Origin of the sequence: Streptomyces sp. NPDC048288 (assembly GCF_043201555.1) — a bacterium.
Classification (GTDB): domain Bacteria; phylum Actinomycetota; class Actinomycetes; order Streptomycetales; family Streptomycetaceae; genus Streptomyces.
Genome location: NZ_JBICZD010000002.1, coordinates 38,276 through 54,638 on the forward strand (window position 1 = coordinate 38,276; position 16,363 = coordinate 54,638).

Here is a 16,363-nt window from a genome sequence, read left to right on the forward strand (position 1 = left end):
CCCTCCCACTAGGGATGTCTTACCCGTTCGGACTGACAGTCCATGCCGTAGGCCCCCGGTCCCTCCGCTACGGGCGAACAACCTTGCGTCCCTCCGGACCCCCACGAGGCCTCATTTCCGGCACTCTGCGCGTTCGCACGCGCACCCAGCGTAACCCGGGCGGGCTCGTGGCTGTTGCACTCGGCATGGCTGGCACAGCCGCTCCGGCTTCTTCCACGGTCCCTCACCCCCGTCGTCCGCTCGGTCCTGGTTCCGGCGGCGGGTCCGGTGGGGGATCCGCCGCCGTGCCGGACGGACGGGAGGAGGTCCGGCTCCGGCACTGGTACGAGAACGATCTGGGGTGGGCAACAGTGCCCGAGGCGCCCGGAGAGCCGTTGCGGCTGGTCACGGGCGTGCGTTTCGACGTACTGGAGATGCCGGCCGAGGCGGGCGCGAAGGCGCTCAGGCACCTGGGGCCGGGCTCGCCGGTGGCCCTTCAGGGCGGGCGGCTGCGGCTGCTGATGGCAGCGGGCGGCGCGGAGGAGCTGCCGGGGCTGCTGGACTGGCTGGAGTGGGGCGCGCTGGCCCTCGATCTGCGGGCGCTGGGCGCCGGCGGCCGGATGGACGCTCCGGCGCGGCCCGAGCCGGAGCACTCCGGAGCCCGGCCGCTGCCCGGAGCCGCCGACGGCCGCGCTCAGGCCGTGCAGGGGGCCGCCTTCTGGTTGCGGCCCCCCGAGCCGGGGTGCGAGGTCGAGGCCTCGCTGCCGACGCTGTCGGCCGTGGGGCGCGTTGCCGGCGCCCCCGATCTCGTACGGCTGGTGGACTCGGTGGCCACGGAGTGCCACCGGGCCCGGCTGCGGCGCGCGGGCCGCGGTGTGCCGGACAGTCAGGCGTTGGCGTCCTCGTAGGCCTGGCGAATCGTCGCCGGAACACGGCCGCGGTCGTTGACCTCGTAACCGTTCTCCTTCGCCCACGCGCGAATCTGCGCGGTGTCCTGGCTGCCGCCGGAAGCCGCACGGGCCTTTCCGCGTCCGCCCGAAGCGCGGCCACCGGTACGACGACCACCCTTGACATACGGGTCGAGAAGGCCGCGCAGCTTGTCCGCATTGGCGGTCGTGAGATCGATCTCGTACGTCTTGCCGTCCAGCGCGAACGTCACGGTCTCGTCCGCCTCGCCGCCGTCGAGGTCGTCGACAAGAAGGACCTGAACCTTCTGTGCCACCGGATTTCCTTTCATCGATAACTTCAGGGCCGGGGGTCTGCGGCGTCCGCCGTTTCGCCGCCCCCTGTTATATGCAGTACTGCAGTACGTCGGAAAGCAAACCGCTTTTGCGGGAAAAACACAAACCCCTGGGAGAGACCGAGGGGCCCGCTCCCACCCGGAAACATGCGCGTTTCGGACATAGGGAACCGGGGCATGGCGGGACGCCCGGAATAGCGGGCCGATCCACGGGGATCCTTGCGGATCGATGCGGAACCTTCGCGATCACAGATGCAGAAGCATCCGGCTGTTGCCCAAGGTGTTCGGTTTCACTCGTTCGAGTCCGAGGAACTCCGCGACACCCTCGTCATAGGAACGCAACAGCTCCGCGTAGACATCGGTGTCCACCGGCGTCTCGCCGATCTCCACGAAGCCGTGCTTCCCGAAGAACTCGACTTCGAAGGTCAGACAGAAAACGCGGCGAACACCAAGCCAACGCGCGGTCTCCAGCAACTTCTCCAGCACTTGATGACCGACACCGGCGCCCTTGAGGCCCGGCTTCACCGCGAGAGTGCGTACTTCCGCGAGGTCTTCCCACATCACGTGCAGTGCGCCGCAGCCGACGACCTCGGCGTTGTCGTCGCGTTCGGCGACCCAGAACTCCTGGATGTCCTCGTAAAGCGTCACCGTGGCTTTGTCGAGCAGGATGCGGTCGCGGACGTACGCGTCAAGGAGCTGGCGCACGGCCGGGACATCGCCGGTCCGGGCCCGCCGGACGGTGATGGCTTTTGCGGTGACTTCGGGGCGCATCGCTGACATGAGCGGACGCTATCGCCCGCCGCGGTCCGGCACCGAGCCGGGGTTCTCCTCTTCCCGTTCGGGCCGTTCCGGGGTTTCCGGACCCTGCACGATGCGTACGGCGTCTCTGAGGGCCTGGCGCTGTTCGTCGCTCATCATCCCGAAGAACGCGACGAGGGCGGCCGCCGGGTTGTCGCTCTGCGACCACGCGTCGTTCATCAGGGCGGCCGCGTAGGCGGCCCGGGTGGAGACGGCCTCATATCGATAGGCGCGTCCTTCGGCCTCCCGGCGGACCCAGCCCTTCTGATGGAGATTGTCCAAAACGGTCATCACCGTGGTGTACGCGATGGACCGTTCCTGCTGAAGGTCTTCCAGGACTTCTCGAACGGTCACCGGGCGGTTCCACTTCCACACCCGCGTCATGACCGCGTCTTCGAGTTCTCCCAATGGGCGAGGCACAGCTCAGAACAATAGTGGGAGATCCCGCCAATGGCGTGCCGGACGTGCACTTTCGCCAACAAAGGCGAACAAAAAGGGCGTACGACTCGGAAAGCGCGGCCGCGGTGAGTCGTACGCCCAGGGGGTTGGCGGCGCCCCGGGTGCCCAGTCAGGCGTCGGCGTTCGGGGCGGCGGCCCCGCGGGCGCCCGCCGCGCGCTCGAGGGCGGCGTCGACCGCGGCGTCCTCCTTGGCCTTGGCGGCCCCGCCCTGGGTCTTCACGATGACCCGGACCAAGCCGATGAAGAAGATGGCCATGACAACCGGAGGCAGGAGCGCGGCAACGTATTCCATGCGTCCAGAGTAGCCACGCACCACCGCACGAAAGGGGCGGGGTGACCCAACCATCCCCCAAGCCCCGCGAGCTGCCGCTTTCCGGGTGACCGACTCGGGTGACCGGGGCCGGCGGCCGGAGCGGGGGGCGGAGCGGGGGGGGCGGAGCGGGGGGGGGCGGCCCAGGTATCCGACTCGGGTGACCGAAGCAGGGACCGACTCAGGTGACCGGCCCGGGGGGCCGGCCCAGATGAACGGCTCAGGTGGCCTGCCCGGGTGGTCGGCTCCGGTGGTCGCTCAGCCCGCGGCGAGTTGTTGTGGGGGGCCGGCGGGGGGTGGGGTGGGGCGGCGGCGGGGGAAGACCTCGCCCGGGGTGGGGATGGGGCGTTTCGGTTCGGCGGGCTCGGGGGCGGGGGGCTGCGGGGCCGGGCGCTCGGCGGGCTTCTCGTTCGGCTTCTTCTCCGGCTCCTTGGCGACACCGCCCGGCAGGGCCGTCAGGCGGACTCTGGAGCCCGGAACGGCGGGTGCCGGTACCTTCCGGGCACCCTGGGCGAGCCGGGCCCGCACATCGCGCTCGGCGAGGTCCTGGCACCGGTCGAGCAGCGCGGCGGCCGAGGCGTTCCCCCGCAGGGCCCGGAGCGCGGCGAGGTCGCCCGGGGTGGGCCGATGGCCGGCGCCCAGCGCCTCCTCCAGGAGGGCGAGATAGCCGGCGGCGGTCCCGGGCAGGGCCGCGCGGTACCGGGCGAGATCGGCCACCAGAAAGACACGCAACCGGTCTCCCTCGCGCACCGCCTCGTCGAGCGACTCGGCCAGCCGATGACAGTCCTTGATGTCGTCGGCGGAGGCGGGACCGGGGTGAAGGGCGAGGGCGAGGGCGCGACGGAGCACACGCAGCTCCTCCGCACCGAACGCCATGCCGCCGCGGGATCCGTAGGGCGTGGGCATGAACCGAAGATACGCGTAAATCAGACAAACTCGACATAGCGGGCGGGGTGTGGCGCCCACCGGTCCACCCGCTCAGCCGCAACACGACCTGCGCCGCCACCCAGCCCGTCCCGCGTTCGAGGACAAGAGGACGAGGCCGTCCAGGCCGAAGCGGGGTCCGGGGGCTGCCGCCCCCGGGGACGGCATCGGCCGGGGACGGCATCGGCCGGGGGGTCGAAGGGGGCTCGCCCCCTGGAGGACGGGACGGGTAGGGGCGGCGGGGGCGAAACCCGCCCCACACCCGCACCCACCGGCCGCTCACATCCGCGACACGTTCCGCTCGTACACCAGCCGCAGTCCCACCAGCGTCAGCCACGGCTCGTGCTCGTCGATCACCGAGGACTCCCCGAGGACCATCGGCGCCAACCCACCGGTGGCGATCACCGTCACGTCGTCGGGATCGTCGGCGAGTTCCCGGGCCATCCGGCCGACCACCCCGTCGACCTGCCCGGCGAACCCGTAGACGATGCCCGCCTGCATGGCCTCCACGGTGTTCTTGCCGATCACGCTGCGCGGCCGGGCCACCTCGATCTTGCGCAGCTGTGCGCCCTTGACGCCCAGCGCCTCCACGGAGATCTCGATACCGGGCGCGATCACGCCCCCGACGTACTCCCCGCGCGCGGAGACCGCGTCGAAGGTCGTGGCCGTGCCGAAGTCGACGACGATCGCCGGACCCCCGAACAGCTCGACGGCGGCGACCGCGTTGATGATCCGGTCCGCGCCGACCTCCTTGGGGTTGTCGGTGAGGATGGGCACCCCGGTCTTCACCCCGGGCTCCACCAGCACCGCCGGGACGTCGCCGTAGTAGCGCCGCGTCACCTCGCGCAGCTCGTGCAGCACGGACGGCACGGTCGCGCAGATCGCGATGCCGTCGATGCCGTCGCCGAGTTCGTCGCCGAGCAGCGGGTGCATGCCCATCAGGCCCTGGAGGAGCACCGCCAGCTCGTCGGCGGTGCGGCGGGCGTCCGTGGAGATGCGCCAGTGCTCGACGATGTCCTCGCCGTCGAAGAGGCCGAGGACGGTGTGCGTGTTGCCGACGTCGATCGTGAGGAGCATGGGGTCACTCCGCGTCGCGCAGGTCCAGGCCGATGTCCAGGATCGGCGAGGAGTGGGTGAGGGCGCCGACGGCCAGGAAGTCCACGCCGGTGTCGGCGTACGCCCGCGCGTTGTCCAGCGTGAGCCGCCCGGACGCCTCCAGGAGCGCGCGCCCGTCGACGATCGCGACGGCCTCCTCGCACTCCATCGGCGTGAAGTTGTCCAGCAGGATCAGGTCGGCGCCCGCGTCGACGACCTCGCGCAGCTGGTGCAGGGTGTCGACCTCGACCTCGATCGCCAGGTCCGGGAAGGCCTCGCGGACGGCCTTGAAGGCCTGGGCGACGCCGCCGGCGGCGACCACGTGGTTGTCCTTGACCAGGGCCGCGTCGGAGAGCGACATGCGGTGGTTGACGCCCCCGCCGCAGCGCACCGCGAACTTCTCCAGGGAGCGCAGCCCGGGCGTGGTCTTGCGGGTGTCCCGCACGCGCGTGGCCGTGCCCTCCAGGGCGTCCGCCCACGCGCGCGTGGCGGTCGCGATGCCGGACAGGCGGTTCAGGATGTTGAGCGCGCTGCGCTCGGCGGTGAGCAGGTCGCGGGTGCGGGTGGTGATCGACAGCAGCGGCTGCCCGGCCTCGACCCGGTCGCCGTCCTCGACGTGCCGCTCGACCTCGAACTCGTCCGTGCAGACCACGGAGACCACGGCCTCGGCGACCCGCAGGCCCGCGACGACGCCCGCCTCGCGGGCGACGAAGTCGGCGGTCGCCACGGCCTCCTCGGGAATCGTCGCGAGGGTCGTCACGTCCACGCCGCCCGCCAGGTCCTCCTGGACGGCCACGTTGGCGATGTCCTCGACCTCGATGGGGTCGAGCCCGGCGGCGGCCAGGAGTTCGGCGAGCGCAGGGTCGAGCCCGCACTCCAGGTACTCCTCGTCGCCCTCGGCGCCACAGGCACAGCCGTCGCCGCAGCCGCCGCCGTCGGCGAGGGGAAGGTCGTTGGTGCTCACGTCTGTCACTGCTCCTGGTGTGGCTGGTGCGGCCGGGTAGGGGGGAAGTCTGCGGTGTCGGTGGTGCCCACGGCCAGTGAACGGTCCGGATTGAGCCGTACGACGATGTGCCGCCGCCAGTGCGCGTCGTCGCGGTCGGCGTGGTCCTCGCGCCAGTGGCAGCCGCGGGTCTCCTGGCGGCGCCGGGCCGCCTCGACGAGGACGCGCGCGACGCACAGGAGGTTGGTGGCCTCCCAGGTGTCGACGCCGGGCTCGGCGGTCTTGCCGTTCTCGTCGAGGGCGTCGCGGGCCTCGGTGTGCAGCCGCTGGAGCTGCCCGGCGGCGGTGGCGAGGGACTCCTCGGAGCGCAGCACGCCGGCGCCCTCGGCCATGATCCGCTGGATGGTGAACCGCGCCTCGGCGGCCTGCAGCGGGTGCGCGGGCTTCTCCGGGTGCGGGACCGGGACGGGCACGCGCGCGTGCAGGCCGTCGTCCGCGCGGGCGGCCGTGATGTCGGCGGCGATGCGCTCGGCGTAGACGAGGCCTTCGAGGAGGGAGTTGGAGGCGAGCCGGTTGGCGCCGTGCACGCCGGTGCAGGCGACCTCGCCGCACGCGTACAGGCCGGGCACGGTGGTCCGGCCGCGCGCGTCGGTGCGCACGCCGCCGGAGGCGTAGTGGGCGGCCGGGGCGATCGGGATGGGCTCGGTGACCGGGTCGATGCCGTTGGCCCGGCAGGCGGCCAGGATGGTCGGGAAGCGGTGCTCCCACATGTCGGCGCCGAAGTGCCGGGCGTCCAGGTACATGTGCTCGGCGCCCTGGTCCAGCATCCGGCGCAGGATGCCCTTGGCGACGATGTCCCGGGGCGCCAGCTCGGCCAGTTCGTGCTGCCCCACCATGAAGCGCACGCCGTCCGCGTCGACCAGGTGGGCGCCCTCGCCGCGCACCGCCTCGGAGACCAGCGGCTGCTGGCCCTCCGCGTCCGGGCCGAGGAACAGCACGGTCGGGTGGAACTGCACGAATTCGAGGTCGCTGACCTCGGCGCCCGCGCGCAGGGCCAGCGCCACGCCGTCGCCGGTCGACACCGAGGGGTTGGTGGTCGCGGAGAACACCTGGCCCATGCCGCCGGTCGCGAGGACCACCGCGGGGGCGTGCACGGCGCCCACGCCGTCGTGCTGGCCCTCGCCCATCACGTGCAGGGTGACGCCGGCCGTACGGCCCTCGGCGTCGGTCAGCAGGTCCAGCACGAGCGCGTTCTCGAAGGTGCGCAGCCCCCGCGCGCGTACCGCCTCGACGAGGGCCCGGGAGACCTCGGCGCCGGTGGCGTCGCCGCCGGCGTGCGCGATCCGGCGCCGGTGGTGGCCGCCCTCGCGGGTGAGGTCGAGGCCGCCCTCGGAGGACTCGTCGAAGATGGCGCCGGTGTCGATGAGCCGCCGTACCGCGCCGGGGCCCTCGGTGACGAGGATCCGTACCGCTTCCTCGTCGCACAGGCCCGCGCCGGCCACCAGGGTGTCCCCGAGGTGCTGTTCGGGGGTGTCGCCCTCGCCGAGGGCGGCGGCGATGCCGCCCTGCGCCCAGCGGGTGGAGCCGTCGTCCAGGCGGGCCTTGGTGACGACGACCGTGCTGAGCCCGGCGGCCTGGCAGCGCAGGGCCGCGGTCAGGCCGGCCACGCCGGATCCGACGACGACCACGTCCGCCGAGATGCTCCAGCCGGGGGCGGGCGCGTGCAGTCGTATGCCTGTGCTGGTGCCTGTGCTGGTGCCTGTGCTGGTCACGAGGCGGCTCCGAAGGTTCCGAAGGTGAGGGGGATGTTGTCGATCAGCCGGGTCGTCCCGACCCGGGCGGCGACGGCGAGGACGGCCTCTCCGGTGAAGTCGTCGTCGATGTCGGTGAAGTCGGAGGGGTCGACCAGGGCGAGGTAGTCCAGGGCGAGCGGTGGGTCGTAGTGGACGGCCTCGTCCAGGGTGGTCCGGGCGGCCGCGCGGACGGCCGCCGCGGCGTTCGGCACGGCCTTGGCCACGGCGTGCGCGTCGGCGGCGGCGCGGGACTCCCCTATGGCGCTGAGCGCCTCGGCCCGCGCGCGCGTGGAGGGCACTTCGAGCGCCCGCGCGCGCAGCGCCTCCTGTGCCGCGTGCCGGTCGCGGCCCGCGAACAGCGCGCGCGACAGCGTGAGGGCGGTGCGCCGCTCGTCGGCCGACAGGTAGCGGTTGCGGCTGGACAGCGCGAGCCCGTCGGCCTCGCGCACGGTCGGCACGCCGACGATCTCGACGCCGAAGTTCAGGTCCCGCACCATGCGCCGGATCACGGCGAGCTGCTGGGCGTCCTTCTGCCCGAACAGGGCCACGTCGGGACGGGTGAGGTGCAGCAGCTTGGCGACGACGGTGAGGACGCCGTCGAAGTGCCCGGGCCGGGAGGCGCCCTCCAGGACCGTGCCCATGGGGCCCGCGGTGATGCGGACCTGGGGCTCGCCGCCGGGGTAGACCTCGTCCGCGGCGGGGGCGAACACCACGTCCGCGCCGGCCTGCTCGGCGATCTTGAGATCGGCGTCCAGGGTGCGCGGGTAGCGGTCGAGGTCCTCGCCCGCGCCGAACTGCATCGGGTTCACGAAGACGGTGACGATCACGAAACCCTCGCCGCCGACGTGCTCGCGGGCCTCCCGGATCAGCGTCGCGTGGCCCTCGTGCAGGGCGCCCATGGTCATGACGACGGCGGTACGGCCCGGCACCGCGGAGTGGTCCCGCGCGGCCCTGAGGTCGTCGACGGTGGGGGCGAGTGCGAGGGGGTGGCGGGTCATCGGTCTTCCCCGTTCTCGGACGTGTGCGTGCCGTTGGCGAGGACGCCCAGGAGGTCCTCGGCGAGTTCCGGCTTCAGCAGACCGTGGGCGAGCGCCCGGTCGGCCGTCGCGCGGGCCATCGCCAGATAGCCGTCGACGGCCTGCGGGGCGTGCCGGCGCAACTCGGTGACGTGCGCGGCGACGGTGCCCGCGTCCCCGCGCGCGACCGGGCCGGTCAGCGCCGCGTCGCCGGAGCGCAGGGCGTTGTCCAGGGCGGCGCCCAGCAGCGGGCCGAGCATCCGGTCGGGGGCCTCGACGCCGGCCGTGCGCAGCAGCTCCATGGACTGGGCGACCAGGGTGACCAGGTGGTTCGCGCCGAGGGCGAGGGCCGCGTGGTAGAGCGGGCGGTTCTCCTCGGCGATCCACTCCGGCTCGCCGCCCATCTCGATGACGAGGGCCTCGGCGGCCAGCCGCAGCTCCTCGGGCGCGGTGACCCCGAACGAGCAGCCCGCGAGGCGCTGGACGTCCACCGGTGTCCCGGTGAAGGTCATCGCCGGGTGCAGGGCCAGCGGCAGCGCGCCCGCGCGCAGGGCCGGGTCCAGGACCCCGGTGCCGTACCGCCCGGAGGTGTGCACGAGCAGCTGGCCGGGCCGTACGGCGCCGGTCTCGGCGAGGCCGGTGACCAGGCCGGGCAGGGCGTCGTCGGGGACGGTCAGGAGCACCAGGTCGGCGCGCCGGAGGACCTCGGCGGGGGGTACCAGCGGGACGCCGGGCAGCAGCGCCTCGGCGCGCCGCCGGGAGGCTTCGGAGACTCCGGAGGCGGCCACCGGGCGGTGTCCGGCGAGCTGCAGGGACGCGGCGAGCGCGGGACCCACCCGGCCGGCGCCGACGACGCCGACGGTGAGCCGCGCGGGGCGGTCACTGAGGTCTGGCTGTTGGAATGTACTCACGCGAGGGTGGCCTTCCCGTTCCAGTCCGCTCTGGGTACCGGACGATTTCTCGTCATGTTAACGCTATCGGGTCGGAGCCCCGTTGGTTGTCCACAGGCTGTGGGTGACCGGTCACATCCCGGGGAGGGTCCCGCGCGAAATTCCGGGGCCCTCCCTCCTCGCGCCACGGCATCATCCTCGGCATGAGCGATACGGCGACGCCCCAGGACGAACGGCCGCAGGAGACCCTGCCGGCCGAGCAGGAGATGCGAGAGCGGCGCGCGGCCGCCTACCGGAGGGCCGACCGCGTCCTCGCGCGCATGGGCCTGCGTGCCTCGCTGCGCGAACGGCTCGCGCGGCTCCAGGAGGCGGCGCCCGAGGTGTACGACCTGGACGAGCCGGCGGACATCTACGGCAACGGGATCGTCGAGGCGCTGGAGCGGCGCGTCGCGGCCCTGCTGGGCACGGAGGCCGCCGCGTTCTTCCCGACCGGCACGATGGCCCAGCAGGTCGCCCTGCGCTGCTGGGCGGCCCGCACCGGCAACCCCACGGTGGCCCTGCACGCCCTCGGCCACCCCGAGGTGCACGAACGGGACGCCTTCCGCGAGGTCGCCGGCCTGCGCACGGTGCGCGTCACCGGCGAGCCCCGGCTCCCCACCGCCCAGGAGATACGCGACCTGGAGGAGCCCTTCGGGGCGCTGATGCTGGAACTGCCGCTGAGGGACGCCGGTTTCGTGCTGCCGACCTGGGAGGAGCTCACGGAGGTCGTGGAGGCGGCACGGGAGCGCGACGCGGTGGTGCACTTCGACGGCGCGCGCCTGTGGGAGTGCACGGTCCGCTTCGGGCGCCCCCTGCACGAGATCGCGGAGCTGGCGGACAGCGTCTACGTCTCGTTCTACAAGTCCCTGAACGGGTTCGGCGGCGCCGCGCTGGCGGGCCCGAAGTCCCTGGTCGAGGAGGCGAAGACCTGGCGCCACCGCTACGGCGGCATGGTCTTCCAGCAGTTCCCGACCGCCCTGGCGGCCCTCGTCGGCCTGGAGCGCGAACTGCCCCGCCTCCCGGACTACGTCCGCCACGCGCGCGTGGTCGCCGCGGCCCTGCGCGAGGGCTTCGCCGGGGCGGGCGTCCCCTGGGCGCGCGTCCACCCCGAGGAGCCGCACACGCACCAGTTCCAGGTCTGGCTGCCGTACGAGCCGGATGCGCTGGCGGAAGCGGCGGTCCGGCAGGCCGAGGAGACCGGCACGTACCTCTTCGTGGGTCCGTGGGAGGCGAAGGGCCCGGGGCTGTCCATGAACGAGGTGACGGTGACGGCCGAGGGGCTGGAGTGGACCGCGCGGGACGTGCGGGCGGCGGTCGCGGACTTCGTGGCGCGGCTGCCCTAGCCGCCCCGCCGGAGGCCGCGTGGATTGACGGCGGCCGTCAATCCACGGGGGCGTTGTCGGTGCCGGGGTGCACGATGGGGACATGAGCGTACGTATCGACATCGCGGGGCTGCGGCCGGAGAGGGTCGCCGTCGTGCCCTCTCCGCTGGCCGAGCTCGGCATGGCGCTGCACGCGCTGTCCGAACCGGGGCACCACCCGGGTCTCCAGGGCTGGGTGACCGGGGTGGCCGCCGCTCTGGAGCCGCACCTGGCGGACCGGATGTGCGAGGCGGACTTCCTGTGGCGGACGACGTTCTCGGACCTGTTCCTGCCGTACGCGGCCGTGCCGGGCGCCGTCCCGGGCGGCACGCTCGCCGAGGAGCTGGACCAGCTCGACAAACTGACGGACGAGCAGTTCGTGGACGCGGCACTGGAGTTCACCTGCGCGCTGTCCTACGGGACGCGGGCGCCGGGCCTGCTGTCGGACCCGGTCGCGCGCGGGCGGGCGCTGGAGGTGGCGGCCTCGCGCGGTCCGCGGCAGGTCCGCTTCGCCCGGCGGCTGCTCGACGATCCGCCGAGCGTGCGCGCGTGGCTGCGCCGGTTCCTGGAGGACTGCGCCGAGGCGTTCTTCGACGAGGCCTGGTCGCGGCTGCGCCACCAGCTGGCGGCCGACGCCCGGCACAAGACGGAGCTGCTGCGGCGCAAGGGGCTGGCCGAGGCGCTGACCGCGGTCTCGCCGTCGGTGACCCTCGACGGGGCGGCCGGGCGGATCACCGTGGACAAGCTCACCGACGGCCATGCCACGGCCGCCGCCGACGGCCTCCTGCTGGTGCCGACGAGCCTCGGCTGGCCGCATCTGATGGTGCTGCACCGCTACGGCTGGCAGCCGGTGCTGCACTACCCCGTCGGTTCGCCGGAGCTGGCCTCCCCGGCCTCGGTGGAACAGCTCACGCTGCGGATGGCGGCGCTGTCGCACCCCGTCCGGATGCGGCTGTGCCGGTATCTGGCGCGCAGCGCGTACACCACCAGCGAGCTGGCACAGGCGCAGGGTCTGTCGGCGCCGGAGGTGTCCCGGCATCTGGGTGTGCTCAAGAAGGCAGGCCTGGTCTCCACCCGCCGCCGCGGGCGGTACGTGCTGCACCAGCTGGACGTCACCGTGGTCGCCCGGCTGGGCAGCGACTTCCTGGAAGGGATACTCCGCTAGCCGCCCGCGCGGTACGGCGGCGCGTCAGCCGTGCCCGCCACCCGCCCGCACCAGCCCGGTCTCGTAGGCGAGCACGACCACCTGGACCCGGTCGCGCAGCCCGAGCTTGGTCAGGATGCGGCCCACGTGGGTCTTCACGGTCGCCTCGGACAGCACCAGGCGGCCCGCGATCTCGCCGTTCGACAGGCCCTGCGCGACCAGCACCATGACCTCGCGCTCCCGGTCGGTGAGCCGGTTCAGCTCCTGGTGCTGCGCCTCCTTGCCGGCCGAGGGCAGCATCGGGGCGAAGCGGTCGAGGAGGCGCCGGGTGGTGGAGGGCGCGACGACGGCGTCGCCGCTGTGCACGGAGCGGATGGCCGCCAGCAGCTCGCCCGGCGGCACGTCCTTGAGCATGAAGCCGGAGGCGCCCGCCTTCAGCCCCGAGAAGGCGTACTCGTCGAGGTCGAAGGTGGTCAGGATGAGCACCTTGGGCGGTTCGGGCTCCGCGCAGATGCGGCGGGTGGCCTCCACCCCGTCCAGCTTGGGCATGCGCACATCCATCAGCACCACGTCCACGTCGGTGGATCTCAGCACCTGGAGGGCCTCGACGCCGTCGCCCGCCTCGGCGACGACCTCCATGTCCGGCTGCGCCGCGAGCACCATCCGGAACCCGGTGCGCAGCAGCACCTGGTCGTCGACGAGCATGACGCGGATCGTCATCGGGTCCTCTTCCGTTGCCATTCGTACGTTTGTTCCGGGGCGTGACAGGTGTCAACCGGGGGCGTGCGTCTGTGTCAATGCGCCGGTTTGAGCGGCAGCAGGGCACTGATGCGGAATCCTCCGCCGGGGCGGGGTCCCGCGTCGAGGGTGCCACCGACCATGCCGACGCGCTCGCGCATGCCGATCAGGCCGTGTCCCTGCCCGTCGGCGCCGCCCTCCTCGTACATCTCGTGCGGGGCTCCCTTGCCGTCGTCCTCCACCAGCAGGCCGAGGCCGTCGTCGAAGTAGACCAGCCGCACACTGGCTCCCGTGTTGGGACCGCCGTGCTTGCGCGTGTTGGTGAGCGCCTCCTGCACGATCCGGTACGCCGTGAGCTCGACCCCGCTGGGCAGCGGGCGCGGGGTGCCCTCGACCTTGAAGTCGACGGGCAGGCCGGAGCTGCGGCACTGCTCGACGAGCTCGTCGATCTGCTCGACGTCCGGCTGCGGGACGTACTCGCCGACCTCCTTGTGCTCGCCGGTGCGCAGCACGCCCAGCAGGCGGCGCATCTCGGCGAGGGCCTGGCGGCCGGTGGAGGAGATCGTCTCCAGAGCCTTCTTGGCCTGGTCGGGGGCGGCGTCCAGCACATAGGCGGCGCCGTCGGCCTGGACCACCATCACGGACACGTTGTGCGCGACCACGTCGTGCAGCTCGCGCGCGATCCGGGCGCGCTCGGCGGCGACCGCCACCTTGGCCTGCGCCTCGCGCTCCTTCTCCAGCCGGGCGGCACGCTCCTCCAGCTGCGCGAAGTAGGCGCGGCGGGTGCGCATGGAGTCGCCGAGCACCCAGGCGAGCACGAACGGCACCGTCTGGAACAGCACGATGGCGAGGCGCCCCGGGAAGCTCGCCTCCTCCTGCGGCCACCGGATCTGCGCCAGCGGCGCAGCGGCCAGCCCCGTGTAGAGGCCGAACCGGGACGCCCAGCGCGCGCCGACGGCGGCGTTCGTGCAGACGATCACCAGCATGGCGAAGTTGGCGACGGTCGTCTCCACGTCCAGCACCAGCTGGACCAGGCCGGTGGCCGCGGCCAGCAGCAGCATCGGCTCCGGGAACCGGCGGCGCAGCGCGACGACGACGCACATCACGACGGACACGGCCAGCATGGCGGCCCTGGACCCGTGGTGCTGCTGGGCCTCGCCGAGCTTCCAGATGCTCGCGGCGGAGATCCCGAGCAGGGCGACGGCCCAGAAGCTGTCGACCCATGTCGGGTGCCTGCGGAGGAAGTCATAGAGGCGCTGCACGTAACCCAGAGTAGGGAAGCGTGATAGGTGCAGGGGTCAACCGGAGGGCCGATCCCTGTTCCGCACGCGTACTCCGCAAGGTGGAGAAGGTGATCACCTGTACGCCTAGTCTGGCCCGGTGACGGATGAGGCGACGCGAGAGACGGCCGACGACGCGCGCGGCTGGCGCGCGGCCACCGAGACGGCCCTGTACGGCCCCGGCGGCTTCTACCGCCGCCCGGAGGGGCCGGCCGGGCACTTCCGCACGTCGGTGCACGCCTCGGGGCTGTTCGCCGAGGCCGTGGCCGAGCTGCTGTGCCGGGTGGACGAGGCGCTGGGGCGCCCCGAGACGCTGGACTTCGTCGACATGGGCGCCGGGCGGGGCGAGCTGGTCACCGGCGTGCTGGCCGCGCTGCCCGCCGGGGTGGCGGCACGCACCCGCGCGTACGCCGTCGACATCGCCGACCGCCCGCCCGGCCTCGCCGACCGCGTCACCTGGCTCGCCGAGCCCCCGCGCACGATCAGCGGCCTGCTCTTCGCCAACGAGTGGCTCGACAACGTCCCGGTCGACGTCGCCGAGGTGGACCCGGCCGGGGTGCCCCGCCTGGTGCACGTCCGGCGGGACGGCGTCGAGCTGCTCGGGGAGCGGGTGTCCGGCGCGGACGCGCAGTGGCTCGCGCGGTGGTGGCCGCTGGGCACCGAACCGGGACTGCGCGCGGAGATCGGGCTGCCCCGGGACCAGGCCTGGGCGACCGCCGTCACCGGTCTGCGCAGGGGGCTCGCGGTGGCCGTGGACTACGCGCACACGGTGGACACCCGCCCCCCGTTCGGGACGCTCACCGGCTTCCGCGCGGGGCGCGCGACATTCCCCGTGCCGAACGGATCGTGCGACATCACGGCGCATGTGGCGCTGGACGCGTGCGCGGCGCTCGACCCGGCCCTCAGGCTGCCCGAGGCGCTGCTGTGCACCCAGCGCGACGCCCTGCGCGCCCTGGGCCTGATCGCCGGCCGCCCCCCGCTCACGCTCGCCTCCACGAACCCCGCCGGCTATGTGCGCGCCCTCTCGACCGCGGGAGAGGCCGCCGAACTCACCGCCCCCGGCGGCCTCGGCGACTTCCTCTGGCTGGTCCAGCCGGTGGGCATCGCGGACACCCTGCTCTGACCCACCACCCGCGGCGCACACCCGACACCCCACGCCCCACGCCCTCGCGGGCCTACTTGTCGATGTCCCCCACCACGAAGAACATCGACCCCAGGATCGCCACCATGTCCGCCACCAGCGTCCCCGGCAGCAGTTCGGTCAGGGCCTGGATGTTGTTGTACGACGCCGAGCGCAGCTTGAGCCGGTACGGGGTCTTCTCGCCCTTGCTGACGAGGTAGTAGCCGTTGATGCCGAGCGGGTTCTCGGTCCACGCGTAGGTGTGGCCCTCGGGCGCCTTGAGCACCTTGGGCAGCCGCTGGTTGATCGGTCCCGGCGGCAGCTCGGCGAACCGGTCCAGACAGGCGTCGGCCAGGTCCAGGGCGTTGTGGGTCTGCTCCAGGAGGCACTCGAAGCGGGCCAGGCAGTCGCCCTCGGTCCGGGTGACCACCCTGAGGGTGTCCTGGAGCTCGCCGTAGGCCAGGTAGGGCTCGTCGCGGCGCAGGTCGAAGTCGACGCCCGAGGCGCGCGCGAGGGGCCCGCTCACGCCGTACCCGTGCACGGCCTCCGGCGTGAGGGCGCCCACGCCCCGGGTGCGCCCCCGGAAGATCTCGTTGCCGAGGACGAGGTCGTCGAAGACGTCCATCCGGGAGCGCACGGCGGCCACCGCCGCACGCGCGCGTGCGGTCCAGCCGGCCGGGAGGTCCTCCTTGAGGCCGCCGACGCGGTTGAACATGTAGTGCATGCGCCCGCCGGAGACCTCCTCCATGACGTTCTGGAGCTCCTCGCGCTCGCGGAACGCGTAGAAGACCGGGGTGATCCCGCCCAGCTCCAGCGGATAGGAGCCGAGGAACATCAGGTGGTTGAGCACCCGGTTCAGCTCGGCGAGCAGAGTGCGCGTCCACACCGCGCGGACGGGCACCTCCATGCCGAGCATGCGCTCCACGGCGAGGACCACGCCCAGCTCGTTCGAGAAGGCCGACAGCCAGTCGTGGCGGTTGGCGAGCATGATGATCTGCCGGTAGTCGCGCGCCTCGAAGAGCTTCTCCGCGCCCCGGTGCATATAGCCGATCACCGGCTCCGCCGAGACGATCCGCTCGCCGTCCAGCACCAGCTTCAGCCGCAGCACACCGTGCGTGGAGGGGTGCTGGGGGCCGATGTTGAGCACCATGTCGGTGCTCTCCGCGGCGCCGCCGATCCCGACCGTGGTCTCCGTCGTAGGAGTCATGGCCCCAGTCTCTCCTACGTACGCTGG

The 16,363-nt window shown here is 73.0% G+C and carries 17 protein-coding genes; 4 read left to right on the forward strand and 13 right to left on the reverse strand.

Annotated elements, in window-relative coordinates; translation table 11 throughout:
• Positions 1-185 precede the first annotated feature (185 nt).
• Positions 186-887: an SCO3374 family protein gene (locus ACGFZS_RS06510; protein WP_393794149.1), complete on the forward strand. Its 702-nt coding sequence runs from the start codon at positions 186-188 to the stop codon at positions 885-887.
• On the opposite strand, the gene ACGFZS_RS06515 is transcribed toward ACGFZS_RS06510, so the two are convergent.
• From ACGFZS_RS06515 to ACGFZS_RS06560, 10 genes are all read right to left on the reverse strand, one after another.
• Positions 866-1,201 (reverse strand): Lsr2 family protein, encoded by a 336-nt coding sequence (locus ACGFZS_RS06515; RefSeq protein WP_046730878.1) that lies wholly within the window; start codon positions 1,199-1,201, stop codon positions 866-868. The genes ACGFZS_RS06510 and ACGFZS_RS06515 overlap by 22 nt on opposite strands.
• A 264-nt stretch (positions 1,202-1,465) precedes the next feature.
• Positions 1,466-1,999 carry an amino-acid N-acetyltransferase gene (locus ACGFZS_RS06520; protein ID WP_359225467.1) on the reverse strand — a complete coding sequence of 178 codons (534 nt, stop codon included), beginning with the start codon at positions 1,997-1,999 and terminating at the stop codon, positions 1,466-1,468.
• 9 nt (positions 2,000-2,008) lie between these two features.
• Positions 2,009-2,425 carry a BlaI/MecI/CopY family transcriptional regulator gene (locus ACGFZS_RS06525; RefSeq protein WP_393547279.1) on the reverse strand — a complete coding sequence of 139 codons (417 nt, stop codon included), beginning with the start codon at positions 2,423-2,425 and terminating at the stop codon, positions 2,009-2,011.
• 160 nt (positions 2,426-2,585) lie between these two features.
• Positions 2,586-2,768: a hypothetical protein gene (locus tag ACGFZS_RS06530; protein ID WP_359225461.1), complete on the reverse strand. Its 183-nt coding sequence runs from the start codon at positions 2,766-2,768 to the stop codon at positions 2,586-2,588.
• 276 nt (positions 2,769-3,044) lie between these two features.
• Positions 3,045-3,662: a hypothetical protein gene (locus ACGFZS_RS06535; protein ID WP_393794860.1), complete on the reverse strand. Its 618-nt coding sequence runs from the start codon at positions 3,660-3,662 to the stop codon at positions 3,045-3,047.
• A gap of 327 nt (positions 3,663-3,989) precedes the next feature.
• Entirely contained in the window at positions 3,990-4,787 is a 798-nt protein-coding gene (locus tag ACGFZS_RS06540) for a type III pantothenate kinase (protein ID WP_089099902.1), read from the reverse strand.
• Positions 4,788-4,791: 4 nt separating this feature from the next.
• The gene (nadC, locus tag ACGFZS_RS06545) at positions 4,792-5,769 is read right to left on the reverse strand and encodes a carboxylating nicotinate-nucleotide diphosphorylase (RefSeq protein ID WP_393794150.1); all 978 of its coding nucleotides are present in this window, start codon (positions 5,767-5,769) and stop codon (positions 4,792-4,794) included.
• A gap of 5 nt (positions 5,770-5,774) precedes the next feature.
• Entirely contained in the window at positions 5,775-7,520 is a 1,746-nt protein-coding gene (locus ACGFZS_RS06550) for an L-aspartate oxidase (RefSeq protein WP_393794151.1), read from the reverse strand.
• Entirely contained in the window at positions 7,517-8,539 is a 1,023-nt protein-coding gene (panC, locus tag ACGFZS_RS06555; protein ID WP_393794152.1) for a pantoate--beta-alanine ligase, read from the reverse strand. The genes ACGFZS_RS06550 and panC overlap by 4 nt, the downstream gene beginning before the upstream one ends.
• A complete protein-coding gene (locus ACGFZS_RS06560) occupies positions 8,536-9,468 on the reverse strand; it encodes a Rossmann-like and DUF2520 domain-containing protein (RefSeq protein WP_393794153.1) in 933 nt (310 codons plus the stop codon). Before ACGFZS_RS06560 ends, panC begins: the two co-directional genes overlap by 4 nt.
• 182 nt (positions 9,469-9,650) lie before the next feature.
• On the opposite strand from ACGFZS_RS06560, the gene ACGFZS_RS06565 reads away from it, so the two are divergent.
• Both ACGFZS_RS06565 and ACGFZS_RS06570 read left to right on the forward strand, forming a co-directional pair.
• A complete protein-coding gene (locus ACGFZS_RS06565; protein ID WP_393794154.1) occupies positions 9,651-10,829 on the forward strand; it encodes a threonine aldolase family protein in 1,179 nt (392 codons plus the stop codon).
• Between the two features lie 82 nt (positions 10,830-10,911).
• Complete coding sequence (locus tag ACGFZS_RS06570) at positions 10,912-12,012, forward strand: DUF5937 family protein (RefSeq protein ID WP_393794155.1); 1,101 nt, start codon at positions 10,912-10,914, stop codon at positions 12,010-12,012.
• Between the two features lie 24 nt (positions 12,013-12,036).
• On the opposite strand, the gene ACGFZS_RS06575 is transcribed toward ACGFZS_RS06570, so the two are convergent.
• Both ACGFZS_RS06575 and ACGFZS_RS06580 read right to left on the reverse strand, forming a co-directional pair.
• Positions 12,037-12,711, reverse strand: coding sequence for a response regulator transcription factor (locus tag ACGFZS_RS06575; protein ID WP_359206028.1), 675 nt, complete (start codon positions 12,709-12,711; stop codon positions 12,037-12,039).
• 74 nt (positions 12,712-12,785) lie between these two features.
• On the reverse strand, positions 12,786-13,991 hold the full coding sequence (locus ACGFZS_RS06580; protein ID WP_393794156.1) for a sensor histidine kinase: 1,206 nt from the start codon (positions 13,989-13,991) through the stop codon (positions 12,786-12,788).
• 118 nt (positions 13,992-14,109) lie between these two features.
• Here ACGFZS_RS06580 and ACGFZS_RS06585 point away from each other — a divergent pair, with 118 nt between their 5' ends.
• On the forward strand, positions 14,110-15,132 hold the full coding sequence (locus ACGFZS_RS06585; protein ID WP_393794157.1) for an SAM-dependent methyltransferase: 1,023 nt from the start codon (positions 14,110-14,112) through the stop codon (positions 15,130-15,132).
• A gap of 52 nt (positions 15,133-15,184) precedes the next feature.
• Here the strand turns inward: ACGFZS_RS06585 and ACGFZS_RS06590 are convergent, their stop codons facing one another.
• Positions 15,185-16,336: an NADH-quinone oxidoreductase subunit D gene (locus tag ACGFZS_RS06590; RefSeq protein WP_393794158.1), complete on the reverse strand. Its 1,152-nt coding sequence runs from the start codon at positions 16,334-16,336 to the stop codon at positions 15,185-15,187.
• Positions 16,337-16,363: the final 27 nt, after the last annotated feature.

Coding starts and splice junctions, on each gene's coding strand:
- ACGFZS_RS06540 (WP_089099902.1), bottom strand. CDS start 4,787: ATGCTCCTCACGATCGACGTCGGCAACACGCACACCGTCCTCGGCCTC.
- ACGFZS_RS06570 (WP_393794155.1), top strand. CDS start 10,912: ATGAGCGTACGTATCGACATCGCGGGGCTGCGGCCGGAGAGGGTCGCC.
- ACGFZS_RS06590 (WP_393794158.1), bottom strand. CDS start 16,336: ATGACTCCTACGACGGAGACCACGGTCGGGATCGGCGGCGCCGCGGAG.
- ACGFZS_RS06535 (WP_393794860.1), bottom strand. CDS start 3,662: ATGGCGTTCGGTGCGGAGGAGCTGCGTGTGCTCCGTCGCGCCCTCGCC.
- ACGFZS_RS06520 (WP_359225467.1), bottom strand. CDS start 1,999: ATGTCAGCGATGCGCCCCGAAGTCACCGCAAAAGCCATCACCGTCCGG.
- ACGFZS_RS06530 (WP_359225461.1), bottom strand. CDS start 2,768: ATGGAATACGTTGCCGCGCTCCTGCCTCCGGTTGTCATGGCCATCTTC.
- ACGFZS_RS06575 (WP_359206028.1), bottom strand. CDS start 12,711: ATGACGATCCGCGTCATGCTCGTCGACGACCAGGTGCTGCTGCGCACC.
- ACGFZS_RS06510 (WP_393794149.1), top strand. CDS start 186: ATGGCTGGCACAGCCGCTCCGGCTTCTTCCACGGTCCCTCACCCCCGT.
- ACGFZS_RS06565 (WP_393794154.1), top strand. CDS start 9,651: ATGAGCGATACGGCGACGCCCCAGGACGAACGGCCGCAGGAGACCCTG.
- panC (WP_393794152.1), bottom strand. CDS start 8,539: ATGACCCGCCACCCCCTCGCACTCGCCCCCACCGTCGACGACCTCAGG.